General features: G+C 71.6%; 15 protein-coding genes. 9 read left to right on the forward strand and 6 right to left on the reverse strand.

Going from position 1 to position 15,272, the window contains the following annotated elements:
• Nucleotides 1-7: 7 nt before the first annotated feature.
• The 3 genes from G3I78_RS11685 to G3I78_RS11690 all read left to right on the forward strand — a co-directional run bounded on the left by G3I78_RS11685 (nt 8) and on the right by G3I78_RS11690 (nt 1,071).
• Nucleotides 8-214 carry an acyl-CoA carboxylase subunit epsilon gene (locus tag G3I78_RS11685; protein WP_164423261.1) on the forward strand — a complete coding sequence of 69 codons (207 nt, stop codon included), beginning with the start codon at nt 8-10 and terminating at the stop codon, nt 212-214.
• A gap of 103 nt (nt 215-317) precedes the next feature.
• Nucleotides 318-446 carry a hypothetical protein gene (locus tag G3I78_RS52820; RefSeq protein WP_275424810.1) on the forward strand — a complete coding sequence of 43 codons (129 nt, stop codon included), beginning with the start codon at nt 318-320 and terminating at the stop codon, nt 444-446.
• A 4-nt stretch (nt 447-450) separates the two neighbouring features.
• Nucleotides 451-1,071 (forward strand): nucleoside triphosphate pyrophosphatase, encoded by a 621-nt coding sequence (locus G3I78_RS11690; RefSeq protein ID WP_164423264.1) that lies wholly within the window; start codon nt 451-453, stop codon nt 1,069-1,071.
• Here G3I78_RS11690 and G3I78_RS11695 read toward each other — a convergent pair.
• Complete coding sequence (locus G3I78_RS11695) at nt 1,040-1,570, reverse strand: hypothetical protein (protein ID WP_164423266.1); 531 nt, start codon at nt 1,568-1,570, stop codon at nt 1,040-1,042. The two genes, G3I78_RS11690 and G3I78_RS11695, sit on opposite strands and share 32 nt — an antisense overlap.
• A 364-nt stretch (nt 1,571-1,934) precedes the next feature.
• On the opposite strand from G3I78_RS11695, the gene G3I78_RS11700 reads away from it, so the two are divergent.
• Nucleotides 1,935-3,707 carry a biotin carboxylase N-terminal domain-containing protein gene (locus tag G3I78_RS11700; RefSeq protein ID WP_164423269.1) on the forward strand — a complete coding sequence of 591 codons (1,773 nt, stop codon included), beginning with the start codon at nt 1,935-1,937 and terminating at the stop codon, nt 3,705-3,707.
• A gap of 56 nt (nt 3,708-3,763) precedes the next feature.
• Here the strand turns inward: G3I78_RS11700 and G3I78_RS51165 are convergent, their stop codons facing one another.
• The 3 genes from G3I78_RS51165 to G3I78_RS11715 form a co-directional block, all read right to left on the reverse strand.
• Nucleotides 3,764-4,138, reverse strand: coding sequence for a hypothetical protein (locus G3I78_RS51165; protein WP_203614851.1), 375 nt, complete (start codon nt 4,136-4,138; stop codon nt 3,764-3,766).
• Nucleotides 4,139-4,303: 165 nt separating this feature from the next.
• Entirely contained in the window at nt 4,304-5,266 is a 963-nt protein-coding gene (locus tag G3I78_RS11710; protein ID WP_164423273.1) for a DeoR/GlpR family DNA-binding transcription regulator, read from the reverse strand.
• A 166-nt stretch (nt 5,267-5,432) separates the two neighbouring features.
• Complete coding sequence (locus G3I78_RS11715; RefSeq protein ID WP_164423275.1) at nt 5,433-6,881, reverse strand: NAD(P)H-quinone dehydrogenase; 1,449 nt, start codon at nt 6,879-6,881, stop codon at nt 5,433-5,435.
• Between the two features lie 96 nt (nt 6,882-6,977).
• On the opposite strand from G3I78_RS11715, the gene G3I78_RS11720 reads away from it, so the two are divergent.
• The 3 genes from G3I78_RS11720 to G3I78_RS11730 all read left to right on the forward strand — a co-directional run bounded on the left by G3I78_RS11720 (nt 6,978) and on the right by G3I78_RS11730 (nt 10,390).
• Complete coding sequence (locus G3I78_RS11720; RefSeq protein WP_164423277.1) at nt 6,978-7,415, forward strand: gamma-glutamylcyclotransferase; 438 nt, start codon at nt 6,978-6,980, stop codon at nt 7,413-7,415.
• A 106-nt stretch (nt 7,416-7,521) separates the two neighbouring features.
• Entirely contained in the window at nt 7,522-8,346 is an 825-nt protein-coding gene (locus tag G3I78_RS11725; RefSeq protein WP_164423280.1) for a purine-nucleoside phosphorylase, read from the forward strand.
• A gap of 412 nt (nt 8,347-8,758) precedes the next feature.
• Nucleotides 8,759-10,390 carry a phospho-sugar mutase gene (locus G3I78_RS11730; RefSeq protein ID WP_164423283.1) on the forward strand — a complete coding sequence of 544 codons (1,632 nt, stop codon included), beginning with the start codon at nt 8,759-8,761 and terminating at the stop codon, nt 10,388-10,390.
• An 86-nt stretch (nt 10,391-10,476) separates the two neighbouring features.
• Here G3I78_RS11730 and G3I78_RS11735 read toward each other — a convergent pair whose 3' ends face one another.
• On the reverse strand, nt 10,477-12,039 hold the full coding sequence (locus G3I78_RS11735; RefSeq protein WP_164424147.1) for a metallophosphoesterase family protein: 1,563 nt from the start codon (nt 12,037-12,039) through the stop codon (nt 10,477-10,479).
• A 215-nt stretch (nt 12,040-12,254) separates the two neighbouring features.
• Between G3I78_RS11735 and G3I78_RS11740 the strand changes: the two genes are divergently transcribed.
• Complete coding sequence (locus G3I78_RS11740) at nt 12,255-13,406, forward strand: hypothetical protein (RefSeq protein WP_164423286.1); 1,152 nt, start codon at nt 12,255-12,257, stop codon at nt 13,404-13,406.
• Between the two features lie 112 nt (nt 13,407-13,518).
• On the opposite strand, the gene G3I78_RS11745 is transcribed toward G3I78_RS11740, so the two are convergent.
• Nucleotides 13,519-14,184: a PH domain-containing protein gene (locus tag G3I78_RS11745; RefSeq protein WP_164423288.1), complete on the reverse strand. Its 666-nt coding sequence runs from the start codon at nt 14,182-14,184 to the stop codon at nt 13,519-13,521.
• Nucleotides 14,185-14,307: 123 nt separating this feature from the next.
• Here G3I78_RS11745 and deoC point away from each other — a divergent pair, with 123 nt between their 5' ends.
• Nucleotides 14,308-15,267, forward strand: a complete 960-nt coding sequence (deoC, locus tag G3I78_RS11750; protein WP_164424149.1) for a deoxyribose-phosphate aldolase — start codon at nt 14,308-14,310, stop codon at nt 15,265-15,267.
• Nucleotides 15,268-15,272 lie beyond the last annotated feature (5 nt).

Consider the following 15,272-nt stretch of genomic DNA (forward strand, 5'->3'; position numbering starts at 1 on the left):
AGGCGTTGTGAACATCAAGGTCGTACGGGGCAACCCCACCCCGGAGGAACTGGCCGCCGCCCTGGCGGTGGTCCGAGCCCGCGCCGCGACGGCATCGGAGCCGTCCGGCGCGGAACAGCCGAAGGACGCGTGGAACGACCCGTCGAGGATCGCCGCCCACCGCCTCCCCCAGCCTGGCCCGACGTCCTGGGCACGTTCCTACTGGCCCGGGTGAGGCTCCCCGGGGGCGCGGAACCGCGCCCCCGGCCACAACTCAGGGCGCCATTTGAGTACCCGTACTCAGGCGCCCCGCGACGGCCGAGCCGCACGCTGGTGACATGTTGTGGTCCGACCCCGAGAACGAACCGCCGAAGGAACTGCGCGACATGCAGGAGATGCTTCGGCGGCTGGGCATCTTCATGGCCCTGGCCATGGTGCTCGCGATGATTGTGGTCGGACTACGCTGACCGCATGACCGATCAGCCGCGCCGCCGCCTCATCCTCGCCTCCCAGTCCCCCGCCCGGCTGAACCTCCTGCGCCAGGCGGGCCTGGCCCCCGAGGTCATCGTCAGCGGGGTCGACGAGGACGCCGTCACCGCCCCCACCCCCGCCGAACTGGCCCTCGCCCTCGCGGAGGCCAAGGCATCAGTGGTCGCCGCGCTGCCGCAGGCGGCCCCCGCCCTGGTGATCGGCTGCGACTCGGTCCTCGACCTGGACGGCCAGGCGCTCGGCAAGCCCGCCGACGCCGAGGAGGCGACGGCCCGCTGGAAGGCCATGCGCGGACGCGCGGGGACGCTCCAGACCGGCCACTGCGTCTACGACACCACGAGCGGCCGGTATGTCTCCGGCGTCGCCTCGACGGTCGTGCGCTTCGGCGAGCCGACCGACGCGGAGATCGCCGCGTACGTCGCCTCCGGTGAACCCCTCTACGTCGCCGGGGCGTTCACCCTGGACGGCCGTTCCGCCCCGTTCATCGAGGGCATCGACGGCGACCACGGCAATGTGATCGGCCTCAGCCTGCCCCTGCTGCGCCGGCTGCTGGCCGAACTCGGCGTCGGCATCACGGAGTTGTGGGCGCCGGCGGAGGCGTGAGCGGCGAACCGCCGTTGCCCTGGGGCTCCTTCGGCCGCTCGGAGTCCGCGGGCTCCTCGGGTCCTTCCGGGCCCCCGGTGTCCCGCGGTCCCGCCGCGGCCGGACCGCGCGGGCTGTCGTAGCTGACCAGCAGCACCACGAGCAGCGCGAGCATCACCATCATGAAGAGGAACTGGCCCCGGCCGATCAACGACCAGGCGACCGCGCCCAGCAGGCCGTGCACCACGGCCGCGCTGATCAGCAGGACCCGGCCGAGCCCGGCGGGCTGCCGGTCGCGTATCGCCACCAGCAGGGCGACCAGCGCGCACAGCGCGAAGTAGAGGCCGAAGACGATCCCGCCGATCTTCGAGCCCAGCGACATCGCGTCCGGGTCCAGACCGGCCAGGGACATGTTCTGCGCGTCGACGAGGTTGCCCAGCACCCAGTTCAGCAGCGCCACTCCGAGCGCCTCGACGAAGAGCACGACCGCCACGATCCACGCCACCGGTCTGCGCACCACCGGTCCCCACCCACTCTCGAGCCGCGCCCTTGTTACCCGAAGTACCTTCAATACGACTCGAACGCTACTAACGGGTAAACCGCGGGACAAGGGTTCGGCCGGAGGCAAAGAATCGTTGGGCCATTCGTAGGGACTCCACAAAGAAACGGAGTGGTCCGCAGCACGCTCTCACAGAGACCTTGACCACAGAGGAGGGCTAGGGTTTTCGGGAGGAGTCCTGCGTACCGAGGTGCGACAAGGGATTTCGCGGGTCGAGCGAGCCTCGTATCACGCTCCGTGTGGGCAAGCTCACCACAGGGGACGGGTCGATGAGTCGTGTCGGCTGTCCCTAAACTCGGCTTGTTTCAAGGAGGGAGCCTCAATCGTGCGCAAGGTGCTCATCGCCAACCGTGGCGAAATCGCTGTCCGCGTTGCCCGGGCCTGCCGGGATGCCGGTATCGCGAGCGTGGCCGTGTACGCCGACCCGGACCGGGACGCTCTGCATGTCCGTGCCGCGGATGAGGCGTTCGCCCTGGGCGGTGACACTCCCGCGACCAGCTACCTCGACATCGAGAAGGTGCTGAACGCCGCGCGGGAGTCCGGCGCCGACGCGGTCCACCCGGGATACGGCTTCCTCTCCGAGAACGCCGACTTCGCGCAGGCGGTCCTGGACGCGGACCTGATCTGGATCGGCCCGCCGCCGCAGGCCATCCGCGACCTGGGCGACAAGGTGGCCGCCCGGCACATCGCCCAGCGCGCGGGCGCGCCCCTGGTCGCCGGTACGCCCGACCCGGTCTCCGGTGCCGAGGAGGTCGTCGCCTTCGCCGAGCAGCACGGCCTGCCGATCGCCATCAAGGCCGCCTTCGGTGGCGGTGGCCGCGGTCTGAAGGTCGCCCGGAATCTCGAAGAGGTGCCCGAGCTCTACGACTCCGCGGTCCGCGAGGCGGTCGCCGCCTTCGGCCGGGGCGAGTGCTTCGTCGAGCGCTACCTGGACAAGCCGCGGCATGTGGAGACCCAGTGCCTGGCCGACACCCACGGCAATGTCGTGGTCGTCTCGACCCGTGACTGCTCGCTCCAGCGCCGCCACCAGAAGCTGGTCGAGGAGGCCCCGGCGCCGTTCCTCTCCGACGAGCAGGTCGCCGAGCTGTACGCCTCCTCGAAGGCCATCCTCAAGGAGGCCGGCTACGTCGGCGCCGGCACCGTCGAGTTCCTCGTCGGCATGGACGGCACGATCTCCTTCCTGGAGGTCAACACCCGTCTCCAGGTGGAGCACCCGGTCACCGAGGAGGTCGCCGGCATCGACCTGGTGCGCGAGATGTTCCGCATCGCCGACGGCGAGGAGCTCGGCTACGGCGACCCCGAACTGCGCGGCCACTCCTTCGAGTTCCGCATCAACGGCGAGGACCCGGGCCGCAACTTCCTGCCCGCCCCGGGCACGGTGACCACCTTCGCGCCCCCGTCGGGACCGGGCGTCCGCCTGGACGCGGGCGTCGAGTCCGGCTCGGTCATCGGCCCGGCCTGGGACTCCCTGCTGGCCAAGCTGATCGTCACCGGCGCCACCCGCGAGCAGGCCCTCCAGCGGGCCGCGCGGGCCCTGGCGGAGTTCCAGGTCGAGGGCATGGCCACCGCGATCCCCTTCCACCGCGCGGTGGTCAAGGACCCGGCGTTCGCCCCCGAACTGACCGGCAGCGCCGACCCGTTCACGGTCCACACCCGCTGGATCGAGACCGAGTTCGTCAACGACATCCCGGCCTTCGCGGCCCCGGCCGACACCGAGGCCGAGGACGACGCGGACCGCGAGACGATCGTCGTCGAGGTCGGCGGCAAGCGCCTGGAGGTCTCCCTCCCGTCCTCGCTCGGCATGTCGCTGGCCCGCACCGGTCTCGCGGCGGGCGCCAAGCCCAAGCGCCGCGCGGCCAAGAAGTCCGGCCCGGTGGCCTCCGGCGACACCCTCGCCTCCCCGATGCAGGGCACGATCGTCAAGATCGCCGTCGAGGAGGGCCAGGAGGTCAAGGAGGGCGACCTCGTCGTCGTCCTGGAGGCCATGAAGATGGAACAGCCCCTGAACGCGCACAAGTCCGGCACCATCAAGGGCCTGTCCGCGGAGGTCGGTGCGTCGATCACCTCCGGTGCGGCGATCTGCGAGATCAAGGACTGACCTCTGAACGGCCTTGCGCCGTACGGCATTTCGAGGCGCCCCGCGGACTGGATCAGTCAGTCCGCGGGGCGCCTCGCTCCGTACCGGTCGATGAGCAGGCCCAGTTCACGGCCCCGACGCAGCAGGGCCGCGGTGTGTCCGGCCGCCTCCAGCTTGCGGTGCGGGGCGGCGACGTAGCCGCGCACGGTCGCGGGTGACAGCCCCATCCGGCGGGCGGTCTGGGTCGCCGTACGGGGTCGGGGGCGGCCGGTGTCGTCGAGGGCCGCGACTCCGCAGCCGTAATCCTCGGCGAGGCGCGACGCGGCGGCGAGCGGCAGCCGGTACCACTGTCCGGCGTCGGCGGGCACCAGCCCCATCAGCACCGTCAGCGCCCGCTCCCACAACTCCTCCGGGCGGACGGCGTCCGCCGGTTCCCGCCCCAGCTCCACCACACGACGCGCGTCCGCCCCGCTGATCTCCCTGGCACTCTCCCGGCGCCGCTCCCGCCAGAGACGTCCGTCGGGGCCTTCGCTTGAGTCGACGTACGAGGGCGCGGGACCGGGCGGCGAAGCCCGGTCCGGGACGCACCCCCGGAGCCCCCGGAGCCTCCGGAGGCCTCAGCGGCGCCGCAGGTCCGCCACCCGTGCCCGCTCCGCGCCCGGCGAGGGATCGCCGAGGACCGCGGCGGTGCGCAGGGTCGGGCTCGCGCCCGGGACCTGACCGCGGCGGGGCCCGGGAAGGGGCACGTCCCGACGCTCTTGGCGGCGCGCCGGGACCTGATCACCCCCCGGCGCTCCGGACGCGCCGGCCACGGCGATCTGCACCCCCTGGTCGGCGAGCGCCTGGAGTTCGGTGCCGGCCCGGTCGTCGTGGGCCGGGGGCTCGTCGGTGACCAGGCGGGTGATCACGTCCGTGGGCACGGTCTGGAACATGGTGTCCGTACCGAGCTTGGTGTGGTCGGCGAGGACGACGACCTCGGCGGCGACCTGCACCAGCGCCCGGTCGACGGACGCCGACAGCATGTTGGACGTGGAGAGCCCGCGCTCGGCGGTGAGCCCGCTCCCGGAGAGGAAGGCGCGCGAGACCCGCAGGCCCTGGAGCGACTGTTCCGCACCGGAGCCCACCAGGGCGTAGTTGGAACCGCGCAGGGTGCCGCCGGTCATCACGACTTCCACCCGGTTGGCATGGGCCAACGCCTGTGCCACCAGAAGGGAGTTGGTCACGACGGTCAGCCCGGGTACCCGGGCGAGCCGGCGGGCCAGTTCCTGTGTGGTGGTACCGGCCCCCACCACAATGGCCTCGCCTTCTTCGACGAGTCCCGCGGCGAGATCGGCGATGGCCGTCTTCTCGGCGGTCGCGAGATGCGATTTCTGCGGAAAGCCGGACTCCCGCGTGAACCCGCCCGGCAATACCGCACCGCCATGTCGGCGGTCGAGGAGTCCTTCTGCCTCCAGTGCGCGCACGTCCCGCCGTACGGTCACTTCGGAGGTCTGGACGACGCGGGCGAGCTCACGGAGCGACACGGCTCCGTTGGCCCGCACCATTTCGAGGATCAATTGGCGACGTTCTGCAGCGAACACGAAACTGACAGTAACCCCAACGACCGTCTGGTTTCAGCAGTTTGCGCCGAATTACCGAAGTTGTTCGCACAGTAGGACGGGAAGTGGTATAGGGCCTAATCTCCCCGCCTATGCCGCACGAATGGTCGACAACTCCCCGTGACCAGGCAGGAATCGCTTTCGGCCGTCAGGCTTCGCCGGTCTCCTTGCGCGTGTGCAACTGCCGTGCGACCTCGGCGATCGACCCCGAAAGGGACGGGTAAACGGTGAACGCGTTCGCGATCTGTTCGACGGTCAGATTGTTGTCGACGGCGATCGAGATCGGATGGATCAGTTCCGAGGCACGGGGCGCCACCACGACACCGCCGACGACGATTCCGGTACCGGGCCGGCAGAAGATCTTGACGAAGCCGTCGCGGATGCCCTGCATCTTGGCGCGCGGATTCCGGAGCAACGGCAGCTTCACGACCCGGGCGTCGATCTTGCCGCCGTCGACATCGGCCTGGGAGTACCCGACGGTGGCGATCTCGGGGTCGGTGAAGACGTTCGACGACACCGTCTTCAGGTTCAGCGGAGCGACCGCGTCCCCGAGGAAGTGGTACATGGCGATACGCCCCTGCATGGCGGCGACCGAGGCGAGCGCGAACACCCCGGTCACGTCACCGGCGGCGTACACACCGGGAGCCGAGGTCCTGGACACCTTGTCGGTCCAGATGTGCCCGGACTCCCGCACCCGGACGCCGGCCTCCTCAAGCCCCATCCCCTCGCTGTTGGGAATGGCACCGACGGCCATCAGACAGTGCGACCCGCTGATGACACGACCGTCCGCGAGCGTGACCTCGACCCGGTCGCCGACCCGCTTGGCGGACTGGGCACGGGACCGGGCCATGACGTTCATGCCACGCCGCCGGAAGACGTCCTCCAGCACCGCGGCCGCGTCCGGGTCCTCCCCGGGCAGCACCCGGTCCCGGGACGACACGAGCGTCACCTTGGACCCGAGCGCCTGATAGGCACCGGCGAACTCGGCACCGGTGACACCGGACCCGACGACGATGAGCTCTTCGGGCAGCTCGGTGAGGTCGTAGACCTGGGTCCAGTTGAGGATGCGCTCCCCGTCGGGCTGGGCGTCGGCCAGCTCACGCGGATGCCCGCCGGTGGCAATGAGCACGGCATCCGCGACGAGGGTCTCCTCACTCCCGTCGGCGGCCCGCACCACGACCTTCCGCGACCCGTCGAGAGCCTGCATCCCCTCAAGCCGCCCACGCCCCCGCAGCACCCGGGCGCCGGCCCGCGTCACGGAGGCGGTGATGTCATGCGACTGGGCAAGGGCGAGCCGCTTCACACGCCGGTTGACCTTCCCCAGATCGACGCCCACCACCCGGGCGGCCTGCTCCAGCGGCGGGGTGTCGTCGGCGACGATGATCCCCAGCTCCTCATAGGACGAGTCGAAGGTCGTCATGACCTCAGCCGTCGCGATAAGGGTCTTCGACGGCACGCAGTCGGTCAGCACCGACGCCCCGCCCAGACCGTCGCAGTCGACGACGGTCACCTCCGCGCCGAGCTGGGCGGCCACCAGGGCCGCCTCGTATCCGCCGGGTCCGCCACCGATGATCACGATCCGAGTCACATGCTCCATTGTCCCGCACGCCCCGGCGTGCCACGGCCTGGGGGCCGCCCCGAGATACCTCTGTTACGGGAGAGACACCGGAGAAGCCTGCCGTACCCTCGACGCATGTCGCTCTACGCCGCCTACGCCGGCAACCTCGACGCGCGGCTGATGACCCGCCGTGCCCCGCACTCGCCGATGCGCGCCACGGGGTGGCTGAACGGGTGGCGGCTGACCTTCGGGGGCGAGCACATGGGCTGGGAAGGGGCACTGGCGACGCTCGTCGAGGACCCGCTCTCCCAGGTCTTCGTGGCGCTCTACGACATCGCTCCGGCCGACGACGACTCACTGGACCGCTGGGAGGGCGTAGGGCTCGACATCTACCGCCGCACCCGTGTCCGGGTCCACACCCTGGAGGGCGAGGAGCAGGCCTGGACGTACGTCCTGAACGGCTACGAGGGCGGCCTCCCCTCGGCTCGCTACCTGGGCGAGGTGGCCGACGCGGCGGAATCGGCGGGCGCGCCCCACGACTACGTGATGGAACTGCGCAAGCGCCCCTGCTGAGAAAGGCGCCGACGGCGCGATTGGTTGGAAACGACAAGACAACGATCGCCATCCCGTCAGCTCCGTCATCTACGCGCGTAGGCTCCGACCGGCTACGCTCATCCGCGTGAACGCATCTCTTCTTCCGGACGACATCCAGGGCGACCCGCACGGCGCCGCCGACGCCGCCGCCGCGCGCCTGCGCGAACTGACCGGCGCCGAGACCCACGACGTCGCCCTCGTGATGGGCTCCGGCTGGGCACCGGCCGTGGACGCCCTCGGCGCCCCGGACGCCGAGTTCCAGGTCACCGAGCTGCCCGGCTTCCCGCCGCCGGCGGTGGAGGGACACGGCGGCAAGATCCGCTCGTACAAGATCGGCGAGAAGCGGGCACTGGTCTTCCTGGGCCGCACGCACTACTACGAGGGCCGCGGTGTCGCCGCCGTCGCCCACGGCGTCCGCACCGCCGTGGCCGCCGGCTGCAAGACCATCGTCCTCACCAACGGCTGCGGCGGTCTCCGCGAAGGCATGCGTCCCGGCCAGCCGGTCCTGATCAGCGACCACATCAACCTCACGGCCACGTCCCCGATCGTCGGCGCGAACTTCGTCGACCTCACCGACCTCTACTCCCCCCGCCTCCGCGCCCTCTGCAAGGAGATCGACCCTTCCCTGGAGGAGGGCGTCTACGCCCAGTTCCCCGGCCCCCACTACGAGACCCCGGCCGAGATCCGTATGGCCCGCGTCATCGGAGCGGACCTGGTCGGCATGTCCACAGTCCTCGAAGCGATCGCCGCCCGCGAGGCCGGCGCCGAGGTCCTGGGCATCTCCCTGGTCACGAACCTCGCGGCAGGCATGACGGGCGAGCCCCTGAACCACGAAGAGGTCCTCCAGGCCGGCCGAGACAGCGCGACCCGAATGGGTTCCCTACTGGGCCAGGTCCTCGACCGCCTCTGAGGGAACGCGGTAGGGGGTGCCGGGTTCGGTTGGATGGCGGCTGCGGGTGCGTCGTGGCTGGTCGCGCAGTTCCCCGCGCCCCTGACTACCTGCAGCGGACCTGCACCACGACGGGCTGTCAGCCGCCGACGGCGCGCAGGGGACGGGGTGGGGGGTGTCCGCCCGCAGCGGCCGGCGTCCGTTACAGGGCCCTTCTCAGATCGACCGAGCCGCCGGACCGAGGACGGATACCCCCCACCCCGGCCCCGACCCACCCACCGAACGCAACGCGCTACACAAGCCCCCACCGAGGCCGAGCGGGCCGCCGCAGGCCTCAGGGGCGCGGGGAACTGCGCAAAACGCCCGCCCCCACCGAACCCGCAGCCGCAGACGCAGACACGCACCCGACCGACAACGAGAGGCTGACGCAACCGTGCACGACGACCTCATCGCCCGTGCCAGGACCTGGCTCGCCGAGGACCCCGACCCAGACACCCGCACCGAACTCGCGCAGCTGATCGAAGCCGAAGACACCACAGAAATCACCGCCCGCTTCAGCGGCACACTCCAGTTCGGCACCGCAGGCCTCCGCGGTGAACTCGGCGCCGGCCCCCTGCGCATGAACCGCGCCGTGGTCATCCGCGCCGCCGCCGGCCTGGCCGCGTACCTGAAGAAGCACGGCAGCACCGACGGCCTCGTGGTGATCGGCTACGACGCCCGCCACAAGTCCGAGGACTTCGCCCGCGACACCGCCGCGGTGATGACCGGCGCCGGCCTCACCGCGGCCGTCCTCCCCCCCCCCCTCCCCACCCCCGTACTCGCGTACGCGATAAGGCACTTGGGCGCGGTGGCCGGCGTGGAGGTCACCGCCAGCCACAACCCGCCCCGGGACAACGGCTACAAGGTGTACCTCGGCGACGGCTCCCAGATCGTCCCGCCCGCCGACGCGGACATCGCCGCGGAGATCGACGCGATCGTCTCCCTGCACGACGTCCCCCGCCCCACCACCGGCTGGCGGACCCTCGACGACAGCGTCCTCGACGCCTACCTGGCCCGCACGGACGCCGTACTCGCGAAGAACTCCCCCCGCACCGCCCGCACGGTGTACACGGCGATGCACGGAGTGGGCAAGGACACCCTCCTGGCGGCCTTCGCGAGGGCCGGCTTCCCGACGCCCGACCTCGTCGCGGAACAGGCCGAGCCCGACCCGGACTTCCCGACCGTCGCCTTCCCCAACCCGGAGGAGCCCGGCGCGATGGACCTGGCCTTCGCGAAGGCCCGGGAGACGCACCCCGACCTGATCATCGCGAACGACCCGGACGCGGACCGCTGCGCGGTGGCCGTACCCGAGAACGGCGACTGGCACATGCTCCGTGGCGACGAGGTGGGCGCCCTCCTCGCCGCCCACCTGGTGACCCGCGGAGCACAGGGCACGTTCGCCGAGTCGATCGTCTCCTCCTCCCTCCTCGGCCGGATCGCCGAGAAGGCGGGTCTGCCCTACGAGGAGACCCTCACCGGCTTCAAGTGGATCGCCCGCGTCGAGGGCCTGCGCTACGGCTACGAGGAGGCCCTCGGCTACTGCGTGGACCCCGAGGGCGTGCGCGACAAGGACGGCATCACCGCGGCCCTCCTCATCACGGAACTCGCCTCCGCGCTCAAGGAGGAGAACCGCACGCTCCTCGACCTCCTCGACGACCTGGCCGTGGAGCACGGTCTGCACGCGACGGACCAGCTCTCGGTCCGCGTGGAGGACCTGTCGGTCATCGCGAGGGCGATGGAGCGGCTGCGCGAGCACCCCCCGACGGAGCTCGCGGGACTGCCCATCACCAAGGCGGAGGACCTGACGCGGGGCACCGACAGGCTGCCCCCCACCGACGGCCTGCGCTACACCCTCACCGGCGCCCGGGTCATCGTCCGCCCGAGCGGCACCGAGCCGAAGCTGAAGTGCTACCTGGAGGTGGTCGTCCCGGTCGCGACCCACGCCGACCTCCCGGCGGCGCACATCACCGCGACCGGCCTGCTGACCGCCCTCAAGCACGACCTGTCGACGGCGGCAGGCATCTGACCGAACCGGCACCTGACCCGAACCGGCACCAGAACCGAGGGGCGGCCCCCGTCCGGGCCGCCCCTCACCCCTCTCCTCAACTCTCCTCAGCGCGCCTTCCGCGCCACGACGAACCGGTCCACCTCGACCCCGGTCGCCGCCAGCGCCCGCACGGTCAGCGTCGAAGTCCGCCCCGCGGAAGCCGGCTTCACATCGACGCGGATGAACGAGTACCCGGTGTACCGCACCCGCGACCAGTCCACGCTCTCGGTGACCTGACCGCTCGCCCCCGTGTAGTACGTCGGCACCGGACCGACCTCGTCCTCGTGCCCCTCGTAGCTGTCGGCCACGGGGAAGCTGTACACGCTCTCCCCGCCCGCCCCCGCGGTCACGTACACGACACCGCCCCGGGCCGGCTCGTGCGTGCCCCCGATGGGCAGTTCGCGCACGGCCTTGTCCCGCACCACCGGGTCGGTGCGCTCGTAGACGTGGTTGTGCCCGTTGACGACGAGATCCACCTGGTGCTTCTCGTACAGCGGCACCCACTGCTCGCGCACCCCGCCCTCGGAGGCGTGCGAGCTGGTGGTGGAGTAGGCGCAGTGGTGGTGGAACACCACGATGAAATCGACCCCGGGCGTCCGCCGCAGCTGACCCAGCCGCTTGTCGAGCCAGGCGGTCTGACGACCGTCCGTGTAACCGCGGTTCGCGGGGATCTCGTACGACACGTCGTTGGCGTCGACCGAGACGACGGCCACGTTGCCGTGCACGAACGAGTACACACCCGGTGCCTTCTCCGGATCGAACCCGTTGCCCGGCAGCGTGAAGCGGGCCTCGTTGCCGCCGTACCCGTTGGGCGAGTACCAGGCCTCCATGTCGTGGTTGCCGAACGCCACCATCCACGGCACCCGGCTGGCCGTCGGTTCGATCTGGGCGAGGAACTGGTCCCACTGCCGGGCGTCGTAGTTGCTGCTGTCGGCGGGCAGGCCGTGGCCGGTCTCCTCGGCGTAGCAGATGTCGCCCGCGTGCAGGTGGAAGGCCGGATTCTGGGCCTGGACAAGGGCGTTGAGCCCGATGGAGGTGTAGCTCGGGTTCTGGTCGCCGAACGCGGTGAAGGCGAAGGGCCTGCGGGTGTGGGTGTCGGGGGCGGTGGTGAAGGAGTAGACGGTGTGCGCGGCACCGGCGTGGGCCGGGTCGAAGCCGTCGTGGCCGACGCCGTAGTAGTACGTCGTCCCGGGCCGCAGGTTGTCGAGGGCCGCGTGCACGTAGTACTGGTCGATGTCGGCGCTCTTGCCGACCCCGGCCGGGGTGAACAGGTCGCGGATCTCGGCGTGGACGCGGTGTCCGAGGTCCAGCGGGCTCAGGCCGATCCGCAGGAAGGGGTTGCGGACGGGCAGCGGCACCTGCCAGGACACCCGCATCTGGGTGCGCGGGTCGGCGCCGTAGGCGAGGTGGCGGCCGAACGGGGCGACGAGCGCGCCGTCGACGTGCTCGGTGGCCGAGCGGGTGACGAGGTCGGGGGTCGCCGCCGCGGCCGTACCGCTCGCGGCGAGGCCGGCCGCGCCGGCGACCGCGCTCGCGGCGAGGAGACCGCGCCGGGACAGGGACCGCCGGAGGTATTCGTGCCGCTCCGGCATGCTCAGGGTGTCCGCGAGCCGCGCGGGGATGCCCATGCGCGGGGTGTTCAGGGGTGCGTTCATGGCCGAAAACTGACAGCGCCCGGTGAATGGCGACTGGACTGGACCTCTGGGTTGACCCATGTACTGGTCGGGAGCACCCCATCGGGTGATTTAGGGATGGATGTTGACCTTGGTTCCGCGTCCCGCCCCGGCCCCCGGGCAACGGTGGACGGGAAGCGCCCCCGAGCCAGCCCTGGAGCCCCCTCACCGTGTCCTCGACCGCCCTCCGGCCGCCACCGAACCGTGCGGCCACCGCCCCGGAGGCACCCCGCCACCGCGTCCCGCCCCTCGCGCGGGCCCTGCTCGCCCACATCGGCGTCCGCGCCCTGGGCCTGGTGGTCCTCACGCTCTGGGCCCACCGTCAACACCACGGCGTCTGGCCGGTTCTGGCCACCCAGTGGGACGCCGAGTACTACCTGGGCATCGCCGACCACGGCTACGCGCACCACCTCGGCGGCATGGACGGCGGCAACAACCTGGTCTTCTTCCCGCTGTACCCGGTCCTCGTCAAGGCCGTCGCCGCCGTCACCCCGGGCACCCGCGCCAGCACGGGCCTGTGCCTGGCGGTCGCCGCCTCCCTGCTCGCGGCCTGGGGTGTCTACGCGGTCGGCGCCCGGCTGCACGGCCCGCGCGTCGGCGTCCTGCTGACGGTCCTGTGGGCGGCCCTCCCGGTCGGCCTGGTCCAGTGGATGGGCTACACCGAGTCCCTGTTCACGGCGCTCGCGGCCTGGGCGCTGTACGCCCTGCTCGCCGACCGCCCCCTCACCGCGGCCTGGCTCGCGGTCCTGGCCGGCCTGACCCGCCCGACGGGCATCGCGGTGGCCGCCGCGGTCTCCCTCACCTGCCTGCTGTCCTGGCGCCGCCCCCGCGCCCTGGCGGCCGCCGCCCTCGCCCCGCTCGGCTGGTGCGCGTACGTCGGCTGGGTGGGCCTGCGCCTGGGCCGCTGGGACGGCTACTTCGCCGTACAGCGGACCTGGCGGAACGAGTTGGACGGTGGCTTGGAGACCCTGCGCCAGTTCAGGAGCCTGCTGCTCTACGACTCGACACCGGAACTCTTCCTGCTCCTGGTGACGGCGACCCTGCTGGCGTCGACGGCCCTGTGGGCCCTGTCGGCCCGGGACCGCCAGCCCTTGCCGCTGCTGGTGTTCACGGCCGTCACCCTGCTGATCGTGCTGGCCAGCGGGGGCGTCTACTTCCCCCGGGCCCGCTACCTGCTGCCGGCGTTCCCTCTCCTGCTCCCGATCGCCGTACGCCTGACGAGGGCGACGGCCCGCTACCGCAGGTTCGCGCTGGCCGCTGCGGTACTGGGCTCGGCGTACTGGGGCGCCTACATGACACTCGTATGGACAGGCCCGCCGTAGGAGCCTCCAGGGGCCGCGGGGCCGTTCCGGTCCGCGGCCACCGCCGCGTGGGCGCGACCGGCCGCGACGGGCCCGCGGCCGCCGGACGGCGAGGTGCGGCACCCGCCGGACGTCACCCGACCGCGAGCAGGATCGCCAGCAGCACCGCACCGGCCACCGCGGGCCCGGCGATCTCGTACGCCCAGCGCACGGTCACCTCGCCCTGAGAGGTCTCCGCCTTGGTGCGGGCCTCCAGCAGTTCGCGCAGATCGTCCATGATCTTGTCCGTCTCGGCCCGGGTGGGGCCCTCCGGGAGCGGGGTGCGGCCGCCGAGGGCGTCGGTGTGCATCCCGCCGCCGAACAGCCCGAGCCCCCGGCTGGACCCCCGCCCGCGGCCCGAGGCCTGCCGGGCCGTCTGCCGGGCCGCCTTCTTGCGGCCGCGCAGGGAGACCGGGATCGCCCACAGCTGGTACTTGACGCCGGCCTTGCTGAGCACCTCGTTGGAGTAACCGGACCGGAGGGTCTCGACCTCGCCCCAGGGCACCACGATCACCCGGAAGGGGTTGCGGATGCGCAGGCGGTCGTTGTTCGCGAAGACGGCCGGGCGCAGGGTGAAGGCGGAGACCAGGGGCACGAGCAGGATCAGGGCGGCGAGGGCGAGCCACGGGGTGCGCCCGGAGCCGGAGACGACTGCGTCGACGCCGAGCCAGCCGATGATGACGAGGAGGAGGAAGCCGCCGATCAGTGCCATGGGTGAGCGGTAGATGCGGTCCCTGGACTCGGGGGGTGCGGACGTCATGCCCGCGATCCTAAGCGCCGCAGGGGCCCCCTTCACGTGTGGGTGCGGCTCCGCACCCCCCGATGTGGGCGCACGGGCCCCCTGTACAGCCGCTACGCGCGTAGATATGCTCGTCTGGTGACCATGCCCACCACTGCATCAGCCGCACATCCGCTCACGGACGTGACCGCGTCCGACAGCTCGCTGCGCCGGTTCCTCCACGGGCTGCCCGGCGTGGACGCGGTCGGCCTGGAGGCGCGCGCCGCCTCGCTCGGCACCCGTTCCATCAAGACCACCGCGAAGGCGTACGCCATCGACCTCGCCATCTCGATGGTCGACCTGACGACGCTGGAAGGCGCGGACACCCCCGGCAAGGTCCGGGCGCTCGGCGCCAAGGCGGTCCGCCCCGACCCGACCGACCGCACGACCCCCGCGACGGCCGCGGTCTGCGTCTATCCCGACATGGTGGCCGTCGCCAAGGAGGCCGTCGCCGGCTCCGCCGTCAAGGTCGCCTCCGTCGCCACCGCCTTCCCGGCCGGCCGCGCCGCCCTCGACGTGAAGCTGGCCGACGTGCGCGACGCCGTGGCCGCCGGTGCCGACGAGGTCGACATGGTCATCGACCGCGGGGCGTTCCTCGCGGGCCACTACATGAAGGTGTACGACGAGATCGTCGCCGTCCGCGAGACCTGCGGGACCGCCGCCCGGCTCAAGGTCATCTTCGAGACCGGCGAGCTGTCGACGTACGACAACATCCGCCGGGCCTCCTGGCTCGGCATGCTCGCCGGCGCGGACTTCATCAAGACGTCCACCGGCAAGGTCGCGGTGAACGCCACCCCGGCGAACACCCTCCTCATGCTGGAGGCGGTGCGTGACTTCCGCGCCCAGACCGGCGTACAGGTGGGCGTGAAGCCGGCCGGCGGCATCCGTACGACCAAGGACGCGATCAAGTTTCTCGTACTGGTCAACGAGACCGCCGGCGAGGACTGGCTGGACAACCACTGGTTCCGCTTCGGCGCCTCCTCGCTCCTGAACGACCTGCTGATGCAGCGTCAGAAGCTGGCCACCGGCCGCTACTCCGGCCCCGACTACGTGACGGTGGACTGATCACC

This window comes from Streptomyces sp. SID13726 (assembly GCF_010548375.1).
In the GTDB taxonomy this organism is placed as follows: Bacteria; Actinomycetota; Actinomycetes; order Streptomycetales; family Streptomycetaceae; genus Streptomyces.